The sequence below is a fragment of the Pedobacter africanus genome, assembly GCF_900176535.1.
Lineage (GTDB): Bacteria > Bacteroidota > Bacteroidia > Sphingobacteriales > Sphingobacteriaceae > Pedobacter > Pedobacter africanus.
In genome coordinates this window covers 428,811-446,068 of the sequence record NZ_FWXT01000002.1, presented here as the reverse complement: position 1 = coordinate 446,068, position 17,258 = coordinate 428,811, and the positions used below count along the sequence as shown (strand labels likewise).

21 protein-coding genes are annotated in these 17,258 nt (G+C 40.9%); 8 read left to right on the top strand and 13 right to left on the bottom strand.

What is annotated here, in order from left to right; translation table 11 throughout:
• Nucleotides 1–119: 119 nt before the first annotated feature.
• The 4 genes from B9A91_RS16275 to B9A91_RS16260 all read right to left on the bottom strand — a co-directional run bounded on the left by B9A91_RS16275 (nt 120) and on the right by B9A91_RS16260 (nt 4,352).
• The gene (locus B9A91_RS16275; protein ID WP_159451725.1) at nt 120–728 is read right to left on the bottom strand and encodes a DUF4142 domain-containing protein; all 609 of its coding nucleotides are present in this window, start codon (nt 726–728) and stop codon (nt 120–122) included.
• 61 nt (nt 729–789) lie between these two features.
• Nucleotides 790–2,355: an FAD-dependent oxidoreductase gene (locus B9A91_RS16270; RefSeq protein ID WP_084240063.1), complete on the bottom strand. Its 1,566-nt coding sequence runs from the start codon at nt 2,353–2,355 to the stop codon at nt 790–792.
• Nucleotides 2,356–2,590: 235 nt separating this feature from the next.
• The gene (locus tag B9A91_RS16265; protein ID WP_200815678.1) at nt 2,591–3,544 is read right to left on the bottom strand and encodes a YihY/virulence factor BrkB family protein; all 954 of its coding nucleotides are present in this window, start codon (nt 3,542–3,544) and stop codon (nt 2,591–2,593) included.
• Between the two features lie 7 nt (nt 3,545–3,551).
• The gene (locus tag B9A91_RS16260; RefSeq protein WP_235012585.1) at nt 3,552–4,352 is read right to left on the bottom strand and encodes a mechanosensitive ion channel family protein; all 801 of its coding nucleotides are present in this window, start codon (nt 4,350–4,352) and stop codon (nt 3,552–3,554) included.
• A 228-nt stretch (nt 4,353–4,580) separates the two neighbouring features.
• On the opposite strand from B9A91_RS16260, the gene B9A91_RS16255 reads away from it, so the two are divergent.
• The 4 genes from B9A91_RS16255 to B9A91_RS16240 all read left to right on the top strand — a co-directional run bounded on the left by B9A91_RS16255 (nt 4,581) and on the right by B9A91_RS16240 (nt 7,670).
• Nucleotides 4,581–4,904 (top strand): hypothetical protein, encoded by a 324-nt coding sequence (locus tag B9A91_RS16255; protein WP_084240060.1) that lies wholly within the window; start codon nt 4,581–4,583, stop codon nt 4,902–4,904.
• A 68-nt stretch (nt 4,905–4,972) separates the two neighbouring features.
• Nucleotides 4,973–5,479, top strand: coding sequence for a DUF892 family protein (locus B9A91_RS16250; RefSeq protein WP_159451724.1), 507 nt, complete (start codon nt 4,973–4,975; stop codon nt 5,477–5,479).
• A 737-nt stretch (nt 5,480–6,216) separates the two neighbouring features.
• On the top strand, nt 6,217–7,092 hold the full coding sequence (locus B9A91_RS16245; protein WP_084240058.1) for an Rpn family recombination-promoting nuclease/putative transposase: 876 nt from the start codon (nt 6,217–6,219) through the stop codon (nt 7,090–7,092).
• 341 nt (nt 7,093–7,433) lie between these two features.
• Nucleotides 7,434–7,670, top strand: coding sequence for a hypothetical protein (locus B9A91_RS16240; RefSeq protein ID WP_084240057.1), 237 nt, complete (start codon nt 7,434–7,436; stop codon nt 7,668–7,670).
• Between the two features lie 84 nt (nt 7,671–7,754).
• Here the strand turns inward: B9A91_RS16240 and B9A91_RS16235 are convergent, their stop codons facing one another.
• The 3 genes from B9A91_RS16235 to B9A91_RS16225 form a co-directional block, all read right to left on the bottom strand.
• Nucleotides 7,755–8,150: a DUF1398 domain-containing protein gene (locus B9A91_RS16235; protein WP_084240056.1), complete on the bottom strand. Its 396-nt coding sequence runs from the start codon at nt 8,148–8,150 to the stop codon at nt 7,755–7,757.
• A 63-nt stretch (nt 8,151–8,213) separates the two neighbouring features.
• A complete protein-coding gene (locus B9A91_RS16230) occupies nt 8,214–8,978 on the bottom strand; it encodes a helix-turn-helix domain-containing protein (protein WP_084240055.1) in 765 nt (254 codons plus the stop codon).
• Between the two features lie 182 nt (nt 8,979–9,160).
• On the bottom strand, nt 9,161–9,853 hold the full coding sequence (locus B9A91_RS16225; protein ID WP_084240054.1) for a hypothetical protein: 693 nt from the start codon (nt 9,851–9,853) through the stop codon (nt 9,161–9,163).
• Between the two features lie 211 nt (nt 9,854–10,064).
• Here B9A91_RS16225 and B9A91_RS16220 point away from each other — a divergent pair, with 211 nt between their 5' ends.
• Entirely contained in the window at nt 10,065–10,385 is a 321-nt protein-coding gene (locus tag B9A91_RS16220) for a hypothetical protein (RefSeq protein ID WP_084240053.1), read from the top strand.
• 443 nt (nt 10,386–10,828) lie between these two features.
• Here B9A91_RS16220 and B9A91_RS16215 read toward each other — a convergent pair whose 3' ends face one another.
• The 6 genes from B9A91_RS16215 to B9A91_RS16190 form a co-directional block, all read right to left on the bottom strand.
• Nucleotides 10,829–11,464: a DUF6266 family protein gene (locus B9A91_RS16215; protein WP_084240052.1), complete on the bottom strand. Its 636-nt coding sequence runs from the start codon at nt 11,462–11,464 to the stop codon at nt 10,829–10,831.
• Between the two features lie 3 nt (nt 11,465–11,467).
• Nucleotides 11,468–12,103 (bottom strand): DUF6266 family protein, encoded by a 636-nt coding sequence (locus B9A91_RS16210; RefSeq protein ID WP_084240051.1) that lies wholly within the window; start codon nt 12,101–12,103, stop codon nt 11,468–11,470.
• A gap of 18 nt (nt 12,104–12,121) precedes the next feature.
• A complete protein-coding gene (locus B9A91_RS16205; RefSeq protein ID WP_144008966.1) occupies nt 12,122–12,661 on the bottom strand; it encodes a CHAP domain-containing protein in 540 nt (179 codons plus the stop codon).
• Nucleotides 12,580–12,957, bottom strand: a complete 378-nt coding sequence (locus B9A91_RS16200) for a hypothetical protein (protein WP_084240050.1) — start codon at nt 12,955–12,957, stop codon at nt 12,580–12,582. The genes B9A91_RS16205 and B9A91_RS16200 overlap by 82 nt, the downstream gene beginning before the upstream one ends.
• A 54-nt stretch (nt 12,958–13,011) precedes the next feature.
• Nucleotides 13,012–13,656, bottom strand: a complete 645-nt coding sequence (locus tag B9A91_RS16195; RefSeq protein ID WP_084240049.1) for a DUF6266 family protein — start codon at nt 13,654–13,656, stop codon at nt 13,012–13,014.
• Nucleotides 13,657–13,735: 79 nt separating this feature from the next.
• Nucleotides 13,736–14,119, bottom strand: a complete 384-nt coding sequence (locus B9A91_RS16190; protein WP_084240048.1) for a hypothetical protein — start codon at nt 14,117–14,119, stop codon at nt 13,736–13,738.
• Between the two features lie 337 nt (nt 14,120–14,456).
• Here B9A91_RS16190 and B9A91_RS16185 point away from each other — a divergent pair, with 337 nt between their 5' ends.
• The 3 genes from B9A91_RS16185 (at nt 14,457) to B9A91_RS16175 (ending at nt 16,962) form a co-directional block, all read left to right on the top strand.
• A complete protein-coding gene (locus B9A91_RS16185) occupies nt 14,457–14,813 on the top strand; it encodes a DUF3800 domain-containing protein (protein WP_084240047.1) in 357 nt (118 codons plus the stop codon).
• A gap of 35 nt (nt 14,814–14,848) precedes the next feature.
• Nucleotides 14,849–15,208: a DUF3800 domain-containing protein gene (locus B9A91_RS16180; protein WP_144008965.1), complete on the top strand. Its 360-nt coding sequence runs from the start codon at nt 14,849–14,851 to the stop codon at nt 15,206–15,208.
• Nucleotides 15,209–15,597: 389 nt separating this feature from the next.
• Entirely contained in the window at nt 15,598–16,962 is a 1,365-nt protein-coding gene (locus tag B9A91_RS16175; protein ID WP_084240045.1) for a Fic family protein, read from the top strand.
• Nucleotides 16,963–17,258: the final 296 nt, after the last annotated feature.

Here is a 17,258-nt window from a genome sequence, read left to right as displayed (position 1 = left end):
ATCATTTGCAGATTACTTTGAATCCATTCCCGGTAGCTTAATACCTGAAGATTTCTGATTTTCCAGTAAATTTTCCTGAAAGATCAGCCTGGCATCATGAAAACCATGAGAATTAAATTTTATTTTAGCGAAGCATTTATTTCCTTAGCCATCTCGTGGTGTTTTTCCAAAACCGGAAGCGTGCGGGCAGCAAAATCCTTAAGCTCTCCTCTTAAGCTGCTCGCTGATCTAAACAAATCAAGGGTTTTAACATGATCGTTTACCATCATATCCATATAATGCTGATCAAATTCTTTCCCACTTAACTTCTTCATCGCATCCATATGCGCTTTAACATCCGCCGGATAAGCCGAAGGCAACAAATGCTCCAGCTTCGCAGCGACAGCTTTCAAATCAGTATTGGCCTGTGTATGATCGGCAACCATTTTCGCGGCAAATTTCTTAACCTGTGCATTGGAAGACTTCTGAAGCGCAAGTTTACCCAGATCTACCTCCATCATACCGCCAACAGCAGCGGTATCCATAAAAGCCGCACCGTCGCCATCCACCTTACTCATATGAGTCACATCATTTCGGGCATCTGAACTGTCTGCCTTGCGCAGAGAATCACTGCCAACCGGAGCACTGTCCAACTGTGCATTACCGCTTCTGTCTGTATTCTGACAAGCAGTTAATCCGGCAAAAACCATCAGGCCAGCAGAAAATTTTAACAAATTTTTAGTTTTCATAGTGTTGAAGATTAGATATATAATAGATAAAAGCATAAACTCTTTAATGAGCATAAATCATTTAGGGTTGCTGGTCATAACTGATGATCACGGTTTCCAGGTCTATTGTCGGAGGCCCCGTCAACACTTTCCCTGAAATATCAAACCTTCCTCCGTGACATGGACAGTCCCAGCTTTGCTCAGCAGCATTAAATTGTACGGTACAACCCGCGTGGGTACAGGTAGGGTTTAGCGCCGTTACCTTTCCGGCATCATCCTTATAGACCGCCAGCTTTTTCCCCTCATAATCCACCAGTTTTCCCTCACCTGGTTTAAGATCGCTCAACGCTTTCAAATTCGATGAAGAAAACCGGTCGGCGATAAAATGCCAGGCCACATCCGCATTTTCCTTTACAAACTCTGTAAATCCTGCTACAGGTTTTAGTCGGGATGGACTGAACAAACTGGCATACTCATTTTCTTTTCCCAAAACCAGATCCGAAATGATCTTTGCCGAAAGCGTTCCAAACATCATCCCGTTGCCGTTAAATCCTGTAGCAACATAAGTCCCCTCAGCCGCAGCCGGCAATTGCCCGACATATGGCAATCCATCTACGGGAACATAGTATTGTGCCGACCACTGGTAAGCCACAGACTCCACCGAATAATATTGACCAGCATAATCCTTTAGGCGCTGAAAGGCAGCTTCCGGATCCTCGTGACCGGTTTTATGGTCTTCTCCGCCTACAATCAAATAAGGCTGTCCTTCAATTACATGCGTGCGAAAATAGTGGTAAGGTTCCTGCATATCATAAACCAGGCCATCAGGATAATTATCGTTTTTTAGTTTTAAACCAAGCACATAGCTCCTGTATGGTGCATTTCTTAAACTCATCAGGTTTATTCCAGGCGGGATATGTGTAGCATAGAACATTTTTTTCGCACGGATCATACCGGTATCGGATTTTGCAGCATAGATACCCTCTTCAACACTGCTGTGCCTAATCATTGAGTTTTGCAGCAATACACCACCAAGCTTTAGGAATTCGGCGAGCAACCCATTGATATATTTTAAGGGATGAAACTGTCCCTGGCCCTCAAAACGGATCACCGAATCAAAAGGCACCGGTACGAGATTTTCATTCGTAACCTCAACTGAAACCCCGGCACGCTGAGAAGCTTCCAGGATTTTCTGCAACTGCTTGCTTTCTTTCTCATTTTCCGCATAAAGCCATGCCGGTTTAGATTCCAAATCGCAATCGATATTGAGTTCTTTTACAAAACCCTCAATCATTGACATGGCCTCTTGGCCTCCTTTGGCAAGTAATTTAGCAGCTTCCTTGCCGAAATCACTTTCCACCTCCGGATAGGTTGCATCAAAAAAAGTATTTAAATGCGCAGAAGTGCCTCCGGTCGTTCCAAATCCAGGTTGTCGCGCTTCTGCAATCACACACGAATGTCCTGCCCGCTGCAACAACAAGGCAGTCGTAATTCCGGTAATGCCCGCCCCCACGATCAGGCAATCGTATATTTTATCGGGTTCATTTACAACAGCTGTTGATTTATCGCCGGCAACCACAGCAACTTCTTGCCACAGGCTCTTACTTGTACTGTCTCTTAAAGCAGAATTCTGTTTGCTATTTTCCATCTTTTATAGATTAAGTTTATTAAATACTGCTGCTTTCATAGTAGATGTTTTTAGTTAGCTTAATTTCAACACACTGAAAAACAGATTGTTTAATAAAAATTAGTTTAATATTTTATTAAACAAAACTCAAAACAGACTGTTATCATCCCTGTAATGGGACAATCCAAAGTTTGCCGAACATCTAATTTTTAATAACAACAACACGCCAGAAGGAACAGTAAAGTTTTTTAATAAGTCAAAACGATTTAGAAGCATTTTCCTGAACAGAATTATGACCAGTCTCCACTTCAATTTCCTTAGTTGTCACGGCATAATGCGAAGGGAGAATCTCCGAACCATAGGCAACAGCATAAGCTTTGGTAAACTCTGCGCCCAGATACAAAATGATCGATGAATAATAAGTCCAGAGCAATAAAATGACCAGTGATCCTGCCGCTCCATAGGTACTGCCTACATCACTTTGCCCGATATAAATAGAAATCGCAAACTTGCCCAGCATAAACAAAATGGCAGTCACTATTGCCCCGGATAACACATCCCGCCATTTGATGATCGCATCGGGCAGCACTTTAAAGATTACTCCAAAAATAAGCGAAATCACCGCCAGGGTCAACAGTTGGTTCAGTATGTAAAACACCACTACAGAGACATCAGAAAATCGGGCCTGAAGCCGGCTGCTAAAACCATCTAATACCGTGGTGATCGCTAATGATACCAACAAAATGAAACCCAAACTAACGATCACAGAAAAAGACAGAAACCTGTTCTGCAGCATTTTTAGCCATCCGCGTTTTGGTTTGGGCTTAAGGCCCCAGATCGTATTGATAGATTCCTGAATATCCGCAAATACAGTTGTCGCCCCAATGAGCAAGGTAACAATCCCTATAATAAAAGCAATCCTGTCCTTATTTCCAATGGCCGCTTTTGAAACAATCTCCTGCAGCTGCAATGCAGTTTCTTTACCCATAAAACCAGCCAGCTGGTTATAAATCTCTCCCTGGGCAGCTTCCTGCCCCAGAAATAAACCACACAAAGAGATAATCACCACCAGTAGCGGCGCCATAGAAAAAACAGTATAATAAGCCAATGAACCACTCAGCTTGGTTACCTTATGCTCAAAAAACCCGGTAAAGGTTGCCTTTAAGACTTCCCAGATCCCCTTAAATGTAATTTTTTCTCGCTTCATCATTTGCATATTACTTTGAATCCATTCCCGGTAGCTTAATACCGGAAGATTTCAGATTTTCTAATAGATTTTCCTGAAAGATCAGCCTGGCATCATGAAAACCATGAGAATTCAGCCAGACATTGATCATCACCTTGTAACCATCGGTTTCTAATACAGATACTCCTACCCTTTTCTCAGGCGTTTTTAAAACTGACTTAGATTCCATAATGGTTTCATCGATCACTTTTCTAACCTTTGATAGGTCGATCCCGTAATTAAATTTTAGCTCCAGATCCAGTCTCCTGCTACCAATCGCACTGATGTTGATGATGACCTCGTTAGAGAGCTTACTATTTGGTATAATCACTGTTCTGTTGTCAAAAGTGGTTACCACAGTAAAGAAGAGTTGTATGGAAGATACTGTACCCTCCTGCCCCTGGGCAATGATATTATCCGATACACGAAAAGGTTTTAATAACAAGATCAATACTCCACTGGCAAAATTCTGCATCGTACCAGATAGCGCCAGGCCGGCAGCAACACCAATTGCACCAACTAAGGCAGCAAAAATGGTCAGCTGAATACCCATAATCTGCATCACCAAAAAAATCAGCAGTATCCTAAGCACTACAACGGCCACGCTAAGAAAAAAAGGTTTCAATGAACTGTTGATCTTTTTACGCTGCATCCTATTTTGCATCCAGCGTGCAAATATCCTGATCAGCCACAGACCAATGATCAAAACAGCAATCCCCAGTAAAACGACTGGGCCTTTTAACAGCAACCAATCATAAAACTTATCGTAAAAGTGCTCAACATTCTTATTCATCGCAATCATTGATAGTGTTGAAGATTACATACCTAATAGATAAAGGCATAAACCTCTGCGAGATCAAAAAGTTTTAAATCTCTTTCAAAAGAGCCGGAAGGAAAATCAAAACAAAAGCTAAGCATTCCTTACTGCTCAATACCGCCATACTGTGTTGCAAATGCAAATAAAAAAACAACAAAAACCTAAGCAATCAAAAAATGTTATACGTTTCTAAAATCTACAATTATGGAAAATCAAGATCAGTTACCAGAAGAAGAAATTATAAACCCTGAACAGTTCCAGGTCGGCCGAAACCCCGAAGAACAGCATGAACAAACCAACCAGGACGGCAGCGCCAATAATGAACAAGCCGGTTACACCCCCGGAGAAACAGAATTTGCCGACGGGGAAGGAACCCGTCTTGAACAGGAAAGTGAAGAACTGGAAATCGATCAGGAAACTGACAATTCAGATGATCTGGATATCGATCCTGAGAACGACCCAGACTCAGGTTCCTCTAGCGACGAGGAAGACGCAGATTTTGAAAACCCGGACGATGATCCGGCATAAAACACCCAACTGTTTACCCGGGAAATTCCGGGTAAACAGTTTAAAACATTAACCTAAAAATGGACACAATGAAACCAGTAAACACAGATTTGCAAGGTTTATATCTTCAGCAGCTCACCAGGCTGCTGGAATCAGAAAAAAAGTATGCAAAATCATTTGAAAAACTGGCCCCACTATCTTATACCGAAGAACTTAGAAGTGCACTGGTCTCAGCTTCAACAGAACTCCAACAACACATTGAACGTATTGAACAATGTCAGCAGCTGCTAAAAAGCAAAGAAAGTGCTCAGATCAGCGCGATCGACAAATGCCTGCTGGATATCTTAAAACAGATCAAATCCACTACCAAGTCTTCCCTCTTAAAAGACATCAACATCCTTCAAATTTGCCAGCATATATTTACGGCCAAAGTCACCGTCTACCAAAACCTAAAGCTCATGGCCGAAGTACTTAAACAGGATCATGCAGCGCTGTTGCTCGGACAAAGCGCAAATGACAACCAGAACAATTACGCCTACCTGGTACAAATTTCCGGTAACATCATTTATCCCCAGACTGCTGGCATCGAATCGTAGATCATGAATGCAAAACCTAAAGATTAGATAAAACAAAAAATCCAGCCAAACAGCTGGATTCTTAGGTTAAGTTATGCCCGGAATTAAAATATTATTGTTGTGAAATTGGAGAACTTAGGAGAGCGAGGGCTTAGTAGTGGCCTTTGGGTGCATATTCCGAGGAAAGTACCCCCTTATTCCGGAGCAAAGTAGCCACCTGATTGGCTATAGTAAGGGGTAGAAATCACCTCTTTCGTTTAACCGAATATAACCAATCCTTCCAACATTACAGAACTGCTGATCGACACTCCCTAAAAATTAGCGTCTCTATCTTCAGGGCATTTTTCGACGAAAACCAGGCATCTTGAGGGTCTATCCTTTCCCTTTTGACCAATCAACTCAAATAAAGACCTATAAACGATTCGAATCCTGCAGCCGACACCAAGTCCAGGCGACTAAAAGATGAGATCAATAAATTTACCCTTTTTAATATGCTATTAGGCCATCCATTAGGGGCTTGAAAGCCCTGCCGCAGATTAAAAGTTATTTTCCCGCTACTAGTTGCAAGGCCTGAACAGGACATGTAACAAACCGCGTATACGTGCCACGTAATTTAATTTTGTTTACTTACATCAAACACTCACAAAACAAAATCCGATTTCAGAAAACATGCCAATTTCCGGACAGTTTCCTGAAGTTCACAGAGTTCTTTAAATTGAAAAATAACCGGTGTAGGTTTGTCTGCATATTTTATGAATATGCAAGCAGACTTAAACCAAACAACAACTTACATAGATCCTTTTGTTGACTTCTCTTTCAAGAGACTCCTGGCAACCGAAGAAAGTAAACCGATTCTGATCGGTTTATTAAACCACCTTTTTAAAGGTAGAAAGTACATTATTGACATTGAGTACGGAAAGACCGACTTCCCCGGCGAAATTTCTGAGGAAGGTGGAGCGGTATTTGACGTATTTTGTACAGATGCTGATGGCAGTAAATTTATTATCGAAATTCAGCGTGGTTATCAGAAACATTTTAAGGAACGGGCACTTTTTTACACTTCAAGGGCTATAAGTGAACAGGCTCCAAAAGGTAACAGAAAAGAATGGGCCTACAATCTTACGGAGGTTTATCTTATTGCTTTCCTGGAAGACTTCTGCCTGCCAGACAGTCCTAGATCAGAATACATTCAGGATATCTGCTTGGCCATCAGGCATACCGGTAAAATATTCTATGATAAACTCAATCTTATTTTCATAGAGATGCTTAACTTTGTTAAGAAGCCAGTAGAATTATATACAGATTTAGAAAAATGGCTGTATGCGTTTAAGCATTTAACAGAATTTAAAAAACAGCCAGAATATTTAAACGGCCCGGAATTTGACCGATTATTTAACCTGGCTAAATATGCCAATTTAACAGCGGAGGAAAGAGCGATGTATAACAGAAGTTTAAAGCAGAAATGGGACAATAAAAATGTTATGGACTATGCTGTAGCGCAGGGTGAGTTAAAAGGAAAGCATGAAAGATCTATAGAAATAGCCCTGAAAATGGTTGAGCAGGGCTTTGTTATCGAGGACATCATAAAACTGACAGATCTTACGAAAGAAGAAATCCTGGTCCTCAAAAAATAACACGCTACGTACAGGCAAACAAATATCCCTTTAATAAAACATCTTTTTGTTGTTCCCGACTATACAGAATATGATTTCATCAAAGGCAGCGTTTCAAATTGCTGATGATTATCACCACTGTATGGCTTATAGGTGGTTTTTATGGAGAAATCGTCGTGATTAATGACCACTCTAAGACGTTAATTTCCATAATATATAAATACTCCGGGCAAAGATAGCAACGAGCAAGCAGCTGCCTTGGTATTACAGCATTTTAATTGCGATATACTGTTTCTAAACAATCCCGGCTCAACCATTGTTAAACTAACTCATTTTACATTTAATACCATAAAAATTAAAAGATGGAACAATTCAGAATAGAGGTTGCTTACAATGGGCAAGGCAAATTTTATAACATCAAGCCTCTAGACAACTCGCGATATCAAATTTATATAGAGGAAGAAGTCATTGGTACAATTCAACTCGATGAGAAAGACCACGCACGCTGCGAAGCCCTTGGCTGCGAACTGGATATGCCCTTATTGAACTCCATCAGGGACCAAATCCAGTTTTACGAAAACTGGAAGCACAGCCACTAATATTCAGCTTTAAACTCTCCATTTTGCATTTTATTTAAGCAAAAACAGGTTTATTTTGCATATTAAAACTGCAAAATGGAATATTCAATATCCATCAGGTATAGGTTCTGCCAGCATGATGTTGCCTAAAAGGTCATAATAACTACATACCATGGCCTCCGTGTCTACCACCCATTTTTCAACGCCCGCTTCTGCCACTAAATCGCAAAAGGTAAGGAAATCGCTTTTACCTTGCTGGTGTTCGGATATGATCTGTTTAACGGCTGCAGGCGATGCTGCTTCTGAAATTGCTTTTTCAGGATAGACCGGATCACTGCTAACCTGTAAACCACCTGCACCATGGTAAACAGTGCTACCGTCTTTGACCATAAAATCATAATGTATCAAGCCCAGTTGTTTGATCTCTTTTACATAACCAGGAAAATCTGCACCTGTTTTTACTTTGGCGTGGGCTGCCTTCATTTGTTGTACTGTGAACATCGTATTTAAATTTTGTTATTCAAAGGTATCGCGGCCGGGCCAGCGCTCATTGTAAAAATCCGTTTATTTCAATTGCTTTAAGTATTGTTCGGGCGTAACGGAAGCAAACTTTTTAAAGTCTTTGATAAAATGAGCCTGGTCGTAAAAGGCTAACAGGTATTCGGCATAACCCTGGTTACCATGCTCCATGGCGGCCAGTACATAACGGGCGCGTACAATGGTTGCAAATTTCTTAGGAGAGGCACCAACTTCCAGACGAAAGCGCTTTTCGAGCGGGCTGGCACTGGTGTGCAGCATTGCAGCCAGCTTAGCTATCCGTATAGTACCTTTAGATTCATGGATGTATTGCAGGGCTTTGACTACCAGCAGATCTGCAGGGCGCTCATTTAAATGAGCGATAAGGAAGTTTTCAACCAGGCGGATGCGGGCTATGTCACTATCGCAGTTAACCAGGTTTTCTTCCAGTTCAAGGAGTGACTGGCGGGCAAAAAAGTGTTCCAACGAAAGGCTTTCGCCAAACAGTTCATGCAAAGGAGTACTTAAAAACCTGGCCGCCCCATTTTCCCTGAACACCACCAGTACCGAGCCTACACCAGCAGTATTTTGAAATACACGATAAGTATCCCTTAATCCGGTTACCCCAGCAGTAGACAATGGGTTTTTAAGCCCATGATTAAGGTAAGCCAATCGGCCACTGTATTGAAAGCCGATTACCAGTGCAGTATCAGGCAACACGGTATAAGTGGCAGCATTTTCATTTTCAGAAATAACCAGCTGCTTTACGTAGGGCAGCAACTCCCTGCAAGGCAAATAAACTTCAAACCTCATGGTTAAAGTTAAGATTTCAATCGCTTAATACTGAAAAAAAAAGCGGGAACAACCACGAATGGATGCTCCCGCTAAAATTAACGCTCTCGTTGTATTTTACATTTTTTTCACGAAATAAAAATTAAGTCAGCAAAACCGCCCGGCTTTGATTTTCAGAAGTTAAATTTTTCATGACTTTAACATTAATCATAAACAATTCTTGCAACATCATACCTACTATCGTAATAAAACACATCATAAATTAAACGGGCCAACATAGTCTTGATCTCTAAAGCATCTTTAAACTTATTCACTGGATAATGATATATCCAATGATCACCCTCCAACTGAAAGCCCAAATTCTTAAACTGATTCGTTTTCCGAAAAGTGTTTCCGTATTCCTCATAGGCAGCCGCATCGTATTGCAACATGACGTCTATATCTTGATCTGTTAGTTTAAAACTTACAAATACATCAGGAGAAGTCTTAAAATAAAGTTTAAACCCTTTTACAGTTCCATTGGCCAGGCTGAACAACGCTTCGTCCACCTCCTGGCTATCATACCCCGGTTTAACAGCCTCTCGCTTTAAATTCTGGATCCTGGTTTCGCTTTCCTTGATCATATTTTCCCAAAAAGCACCAACTCCCATAAGCCTGGCGCGGTCCATCTGTTTTTTTATATTACTCATGCGCCGCTCTTCTTCCGTAATACTTTTATATAAGGGATTTTGTAGCCCCTTAAGAACGTCAAGCATCCCATTAAGCTTTTTCAGGCCTTTTTGATGGTGATAGGCATATAAGTAATCGCCTTCCGAAGCATACTCGGAAATCTGTTTTTCGAGTTCTGCTTTCTCGTTTTCACAAGCCTCAATTAATTCTTCCAGATCTGATTTCATATAAAATGAATGGTAAGGCTAAATATAGCTATTGTTATCGCTTAAATTGCCTTGATAATTTATAGTTTGCAGGCACAGAAGTAGTACCAAACCCTTTTGTGGCAGATATTGCTATGCGTTCATTATTTCATTCATTGAGGGTATAATTGTTGCCGCCCTTGCTTTTTCTGTACTGGAATTTTTTACCCTTAAATATACTTTATGGAACCTTTTGGGCAAAGAAAGAGTGATTATAAATACCAGGTCATTAAGCTATCAGCAGCACTTTGGCTTCTTTAACACATCTTTCCAGACTATAGGCTTCAATAAAAAAATATCGATCCGTGTATATGACCAGGCTATCGAAAATGAACTCACACTGGTAAAGTTCTTAGTTGAATCTTATAACGATCAGCATTTATGTGAGGTTATTTACCACTCTGTTTTGAATATTACAGATGCTGATTTTAAAAGATTACTGGAACATATTGATCGACTTTATCTTGATGAAATGAGTGAAAGGCATATGATGCCGGAAATTATATTAAATTAATAGAAACTATTTTATGAACCCCAGGCTGTGATGACCAGATTTCTTTCACCGCCATAGTCTCGATAGCCGTGACGATAGGATTGTTTTTTTAACGCCTTAGCATATCAGATAAATGGATAAATCTTTCAACTTCTTAAATACCTGATGATCAAGAACAACATAAAAATCACAAATGCGGCCACCAATAATACCCACACGATTAATGCCTGTAAAGTTTTTTTAGGACGAGACAACGATTGATTTTTTAAAAGAATACAAAGTTTTTGTTTTTTGTGCTGGGAGCTTACTTTTTTGATTTTTCATGTTTTATGATTTTAAGTGCTTATAAATTTTCCATTATACGTTGTTTTTATAACTAATACAATTGGTAAGCACAAGCCATCCAGTCGACACTAAAAAAAATTATATTATCTTATAACTGCATGAGGTGCCAATCCTTCGTCTTAATTAAACCTCCCTAAATAGCTGCTATTCGCAACCTGTTTCCTGTCCTGTGCTATAAAAGAAATATATACCTCCATATGTTCAGTTAACAAAGCGGCAGGCAAACTCAAAATGGCTGCACATTCAAATCTGGCTACACCATACAATATATATTCGGCACTTTGCAGTTCCGGAAAGTAAGCCAAAAGCATTACCTGATCATTGGGCCTGGGCCATGGTAAATCGGGCGGGCAGGCCCAGCTAAAGCTCAGGCCGGCCGTAGTTAGTTCTACAGCAGGTGCGTCAGCCCGGTTCATGGTTCCCTCAGTTAGCCCTGCACTTTCATATCTAATCGTTACATCCGGGTAGGTACCGGTTACTGCATTTCGTTTATTGTAAGATACGGCTACATTGTAGGCCGATTTTGTGCTGCCCCTGGCGGCCTTTTCGAAGCCGGCATTAACAAACTCCCGTATGGGCTTTAAAAATTGCATCACCGCATTCAACTCGGCCCTGTTCTGCAGTTGCAGCACGGTTGCCTGCCGGTTGTGTTTGCCCTGCGTGCGCACCACTTGTTTACCATTTAGCTCATAAAATACAAGCTTGCCAATTTTCCCTTTACAGGCACCAAAAATGCCCTTGTTATATACTGCCATAACTTAAATATTAATTAATCCTATAAACCTGCTGTCGCTTACATTTTTGCCATCTGCACTTCTAAAACTCATAAACACATAGCATTGGGCGCCAGTTGTACCTGGCGGTAGGTTAATGCTATAGGCCAGTGCAGCCCTCCTTTCAACATCCACAAACTTCAATACCAGATTTTTTTCCGGGCAATACACCAAAAAGCTGGCTTTGTCTGAGCCCAGGTTAAACAGGTGTTGCCTGTCCTGCTGCCAGCTTACCCAAATTTCATCAGTGCCCAGGCTAATCAGCGGAGCAAGCGGCCCGGCAAGACAGCCCCGGCTGTATACCAGCTTCTGGCAGGCTATCCCTGCCTGGTCGCTTGTTCCACCAATAAGGTGTTTGTAATTAAACTTTACAGCTGCATTAAAAGCATTTCCTTTGTTTTTTCCCTTTGCAAAGCCAATTGCAATCAACTCGTTAAAGCTTCTCATAAACGCCACCACGCGCTTAAATTGCAATTGTTGATCAAGCTGGGCAGGCGTTCTGGTTTTTGCAGCGCTGTGCGGAACTGCGCTAATCACATTTTTGCCTTTCACCCTCCGCCCAATCAAAGCCCCGGTTTTGTTTTCAAAACCATCAAATATGCCCTTCCTTAAAACACCCATAACTTCATGTTTTTCAAGCTATAACCATTCCGCATATTTAGCAATGCTTCGGTAATGCCTTGCTTTGCGCAACACCGCATCCCCTTCGCGGCTGCCGGCCACATTGGTGTTCCCTTCAATGCAAAACACCAGGCTGCCCTGCACCCGCTCCACAATACCACAGTGCCCTATGCGCTGCAGTGATGGAAAATAAATTCCCATCACCAGCGCGGCCTTGGCCGTTTTAACCGTTCTTGCCGGCGTAAAAAGCCCTGGGCTCCAGGCTGTCCGTGGCCTGGCTAAACCTGCTTGCCTGAAACACCACGAGCAAAAAGCTGCACACCAGGGCGCAGCTTTTTTAAAACCCACGCAAGCAAGATATTGATTGATTCTCGGGCCGCTATTTTCAGCAGTTTCCCTAATACCGATTTCTTTTCTGGCAATTTCGATGACGTTTTGCCTATTATTCTCTTTTTCATAATTGTAAGTTTTAAAAGTTATAAAACTGTGGCTATGCAGGCTGTGCCAGTTAATAACACCAAGGCATACGATGCCCATAAAAAAATTAATTGTTGCCATTCTTCCAGCTGTTTAAATTGTGATACCATTTCCTGTAAAGATGGATAGCCCATACGGATCAGGAACCTGTTAAATAACCATAAACTGGTTTCCAGTAAGATCAGGTAGGTTAACAGCCCAATTACAAGCAGCAGCGGCATGGTCTGGTTAATTCCTGCGGTCATTTCCGGGCTGCTAAAAAACAGGCTAATGGCCACCCAGAGTACCAGTAGCAAACCCAGCACATGGTGCTCTTTTTTTGCTTGCGTTATGCTGCGCAGAAAAAATATCCCCCTGTTTATCAATAACTCTTTCATCGTTTGTTCAATTAAATGTGGAATTAAGGGTGCCTAAAAAAGGCACCCTATTAATTAAAGAATTGTATGTAAGCCCAGGTACTGGCTGTCACTTGCCTTTTTACCGTCAGTACTTACCATACTTGCCCATACATGGCATCCGTCGCCAGCCCAGTCTGGCGGTACCTGCAGGTTAAAAGTTAAAGCAGACCTTAAAGCCGCCCCCGCCAGCATTGCAAATTGTTTCTTTGCAGGGTTGTAAGCCACAACAGTAATTTTGTCTGTTGCCTCACCAACGCCCGTTGCAATCTGTGCAGTCCAGGTCACTTCAATTTTAGAGCCTGCAACTGCCAGTGCGCTTGCAGTATAAGGTCCACTAAGTATACCTTTACTATACACTAGCATGGGGTAATTAATGGTAAAGTTTGGCGCTACACCAGTAATCGCATTGTAGTAGTTTTCTTTAAAGGCCGCGCTAAAAGCAGACTGCTTTTGCAGGCGGGATTCCTCAAAGCCTACCCTAATCAAAACGGTCATCCGGCGTAAAAAACTCCCCAATAACCTAAATTTGGCGCGCTGGTTTAACTGCGCCGTTGTTGGGGGTTTATTTGAAGGATGCGGAATGGCCGTAATTACATTCTGCCCCCCTGTCCTGTGCCCTACCAGGGCCCCGGTTTTGTTCACGAAGCCACCAAAGGCTCCTAAGTGTTGAATTCCCATAATCAAAAAATTTTAATGGGTTTATAGACGTTTGCAAACCTTTTTTAAGCTGTGGTTAGCAACGATATCAGCTATAATTTCACCAAAATGCAAACCTGTATTTTGGCATTCTTTCAATCATACCATTAATGGCGCTAACAAATTCCCTCACAGGGCCGCGCCAGTTAAATAAGGTTTGGAGCTGTTCGTTCAAATCCAGGCTCTGAAACCACAGCTGCAGATCCACAAGCCCCCTTATCACTTTGCATTCCAGTAGCCACTCTTTGCCATTGATGTCTCTCAGTTCATAGCCGCAATTTTGTACAGCCCCGGCATCAATGGCCTTGCTCAGCTGGTGCAGGCTGGCCACAAGGGGCATTGCATTGTCCAGCTTTTTTAAGCGCAATAATTGCCCCGGGCTTTTTAAAACAAGCTTACCGCTGTTTTTTGCATTCAAGTGAAGTTCAAGTAACAGTTTATTCATGTTTCCTCCTTTCTTTACAGTTTACATAAAGATACGCAGGCAAGCAGGCTCAGCACGACTCACTTTTGAACATAATAAAGTTCATTTTTGAATATATACCTCACTATATGAATTAAACTTACCCTTTGAAGTTTTATGCTGCAATAATTTATGCGAAATATTGCTACAGGAAATATTGATGGTTCCGTTGTACTTTAAACTTAAAGCAGCTTATAAAAATGCAGGTGAAGATACTCAGAACCATTTTTTACTTAAAATAAAATACAATCGTATGAATTAAAATAATTTCCAATTTTGAGCATTTTGTGCTTATCTTTGCTTAAACACAATAACAAATATGTATTTATGTTACGCTGATGAAAGTGGAGATGCTGGTTCCTATGATGCTTCTAAGCCTGTTAAAAATGGTTCTCCATATTTAATTTATACTGCCATAATTATTAAAGACGCCCAGTGGAAGCAATCGTTAAATATTCTTAAAAACTTTAGAAAACAAATTGCCAGGGAAGGCATCTTGCCTTACGATCAGGAGTTTCATTGTGCCGAATTGGTAGATCCTCACAACAACACAATTTACAAACAAATCAGTGTTCCTGAACGATGGAAATTGATTGAAAGTTTTGGCCATGTAATTGGTATACAGGCCGAGTTTAAAATTATTGCCGTTGTACTTGATAAACAAAGTCGAAACTAGATCCTGCCAATTACATAACTGAAATCGTAACCAGGTTGTACCAGGCCTACGATCACTTTTTACAAACTAAAAAAGAATGGGGCGTTATGTTTTTTGATAGGGCAAATGAAAAAAAGATTTCTACTCATGTGCGCAAATTACTTGGAACTGGAGTAAGTGATCAGCATAGTGGTGTTGCTCCAATAAACTGGATCATCGAAGATCCGGTTTATAAAGTATCATCAGACTCCATGCTTATTCAGGCAGCCGATGTTACTGCTTATACTTTTAAAGAACAGGAGTTTCCGCGAACTGCAAGAAAAAAGTTCGATGCTGATAGAATATTTAAAAGAAAGCTTGCCAGTAATTGCCATGTATCACCAATTAGTGATGAAAAAGGAATTATTAGGATATAAAAAAACCCCGGTCCCAAACCGAGGATTTGGTCGAGGCCAGCCGAGGTCGTACAACCCCTTAGGTCTCGATGCAACAAATATACTAATTTTATACAAGTTATACAAATGAGTTTAAACCAACCTACCCCCTCACCCCGTTTTTTGCATGGCTTTTTTCAGGCCTTGCGAATAAAAGGAGTAAAAAGCGCCAGCGCAAATCTGCAAGGATAAATTATGGGTATCCAGGAGATATGTCATTACATATATTCATTAAAATCATCCGCAACGAACCAGTAACCTTTATTCCCATCAAAAAAAGAAGATAAACGAACAGGTTTCATCAGAAATACTGAACATCTATAGCTGATGAACCCTTAATTCTTTTTAGTATTTTAGCTTAAATTCTAAACATGGCCACACTCGGAGCACTTTTACAACACATAACACAGCAAAACCAACAATTACAAAAATTGCTGCCGCTCTCTGCCGAACAGCAAAGAGCAGTTGACAAAAAGTTTCGGCTGGAGTTTAATTACAATTCCAATCACCTGGAAGGCAATAGGCTAACCTATGGCGAAACCGCGTTACTGCTACTGTTTGATCAAACCACTGGCGACCATGAAATGCGTGAATATGAAGAAATGAAAGCGCACGATGTAGCCTTAAAAATGGTACAGGAAGAAGCCCTTGATATAGAACGCCCGCTAACAGAACAGTTTATCCGCTCGCTGAACAAACATTTGCTTGTACGGGATTTCTGGAAAGATGCCCAAACCCCGGATGGACAATCTACCAGAAAAAAAATAACACGTGGCGATTATAAAAAAACACCAAATTCGGTTATTCTGCCCAATGGCGAAATGTTACATTATACCGAGCCCGGTAAGGTAGCGGCCGAAATGGCCGAGCTTATTCAATGGACAAATGAACACATGCATAAAGAAGACCCAGTTATTCTCTCTTCTATTTTACATTACCGTTTGGTGCGCATCCATCCCTTTGATGATGGTAACGGCCGGGTAGCCCGGTTGTTAATGAACTACATTCTTATAAGAAAGGGATATCCTGTGGTGGTGATTAAGTCATCAGAAAAAAAACAATACCTGGCCGCATTGCATAAAGCTGATGCTGGAGACCTGCCTGCTTTCAGCGAGCATATCGCTGAACAGGTAGTATGGAGTTTTGACGTATGGCTTAAAGCAGCTAAAGGCGAAAACCTGGAAGAACCAGATGACCTGGATAAGGAACTTGCCTTGCTTAAAAATGAACTGGATAGAAGGCCCAACAATTTCGAAAAAAAGAGGTCAGAGGAAGAACTTCAGATTATCGTTACCGAAAGATCTGTGCAAGTTGCATCAGCAATTGAAGAAAAACTCGAAGCATTAAAAGATTACTTTGTCGATTTGACCATTAACATCAGTGCAATTCTTTATTCATCCAACAACAATTCTGGAATAGACTATACTTACAATACTGATAAATTCACAGCGAAAGTCAACGAAGGCTTAAAAAAATATCCTTATCTGCGAGGTCTTAATATTGGTGTTAAAGGAACCGCCTTAAAAAAGGCAACAGAAAGAACTGATATAATCATTACAAATCATTTTACATTCAACGAGTTTGATTATTCAATTACTATAAACAACAAGAAAGAACCTACACTAAAAAAAGCTTATGGCCAGCCTTTTACAGAAAATGAAATCAAACATATTATTGGCAGTAACCTGCGCATTTTAATCGATACAATCAAATCTGCCACCGGCGTTTCAGCCTAACGATAGAAACCGGGCAGCCAATGAGAGCTTATTCATCAGTTTATCTTAGGTTAACATTCAAAAGTAAAAACCCTTAAAAAGAAAAATCCGGCGATGTCGCCGGATTTCCTTATTTTAAATCACCAAAGATTTGTCTTCTGATATAGCTTTAATCATATACAATAGATTTAAAAAAAAGGGACTTTCCCATCCTGGCAGTTCCCTTTTATCATTAACTATTATACTAAGTTTATTCGCATTACCAATACTTTATTTGCTTCACTATCCCATCGATAATACCTCTGGTAGACTAATTT

Coding starts and splice junctions, on each gene's coding strand:
- B9A91_RS16275 (WP_159451725.1), bottom strand. CDS start 728: ATGAAAACTAAAAATTTGTTAAAATTTTCTGCTGGCCTGATGGTTTTT.
- B9A91_RS16270 (WP_084240063.1), bottom strand. CDS start 2,355: ATGGAAAATAGCAAACAGAATTCTGCTTTAAGAGACAGTACAAGTAAG.
- B9A91_RS16265 (WP_200815678.1), bottom strand. CDS start 3,544: ATGATGAAGCGAGAAAAAATTACATTTAAGGGGATCTGGGAAGTCTTA.
- B9A91_RS16260 (WP_235012585.1), bottom strand. CDS start 4,352: ATGAATAAGAATGTTGAGCACTTTTACGATAAGTTTTATGATTGGTTG.
- B9A91_RS16255 (WP_084240060.1), top strand. CDS start 4,581: ATGGAAAATCAAGATCAGTTACCAGAAGAAGAAATTATAAACCCTGAA.
- B9A91_RS16250 (WP_159451724.1), top strand. CDS start 4,973: ATGAAACCAGTAAACACAGATTTGCAAGGTTTATATCTTCAGCAGCTC.
- B9A91_RS16245 (WP_084240058.1), top strand. CDS start 6,217: ATGCAAGCAGACTTAAACCAAACAACAACTTACATAGATCCTTTTGTT.
- B9A91_RS16240 (WP_084240057.1), top strand. CDS start 7,434: ATGGAACAATTCAGAATAGAGGTTGCTTACAATGGGCAAGGCAAATTT.
- B9A91_RS16235 (WP_084240056.1), bottom strand. CDS start 8,150: ATGTTCACAGTACAACAAATGAAGGCAGCCCACGCCAAAGTAAAAACA.
- B9A91_RS16230 (WP_084240055.1), bottom strand. CDS start 8,978: ATGAGGTTTGAAGTTTATTTGCCTTGCAGGGAGTTGCTGCCCTACGTA.
- B9A91_RS16225 (WP_084240054.1), bottom strand. CDS start 9,853: ATGAAATCAGATCTGGAAGAATTAATTGAGGCTTGTGAAAACGAGAAA.
- B9A91_RS16215 (WP_084240052.1), bottom strand. CDS start 11,464: ATGGCAGTATATAACAAGGGCATTTTTGGTGCCTGTAAAGGGAAAATT.
- B9A91_RS16210 (WP_084240051.1), bottom strand. CDS start 12,103: ATGGGTGTTTTAAGGAAGGGCATATTTGATGGTTTTGAAAACAAAACC.
- B9A91_RS16205 (WP_144008966.1), bottom strand. CDS start 12,661: ATGGCAACAATTAATTTTTTTATGGGCATCGTATGCCTTGGTGTTATT.
- B9A91_RS16200 (WP_084240050.1), bottom strand. CDS start 12,957: ATGAAAGAGTTATTGATAAACAGGGGGATATTTTTTCTGCGCAGCATA.
- B9A91_RS16195 (WP_084240049.1), bottom strand. CDS start 13,656: ATGGGAATTCAACACTTAGGAGCCTTTGGTGGCTTCGTGAACAAAACC.
- B9A91_RS16190 (WP_084240048.1), bottom strand. CDS start 14,119: ATGAATAAACTGTTACTTGAACTTCACTTGAATGCAAAAAACAGCGGT.
- B9A91_RS16185 (WP_084240047.1), top strand. CDS start 14,457: ATGTATTTATGTTACGCTGATGAAAGTGGAGATGCTGGTTCCTATGAT.
- B9A91_RS16175 (WP_084240045.1), top strand. CDS start 15,598: ATGGCCACACTCGGAGCACTTTTACAACACATAACACAGCAAAACCAA.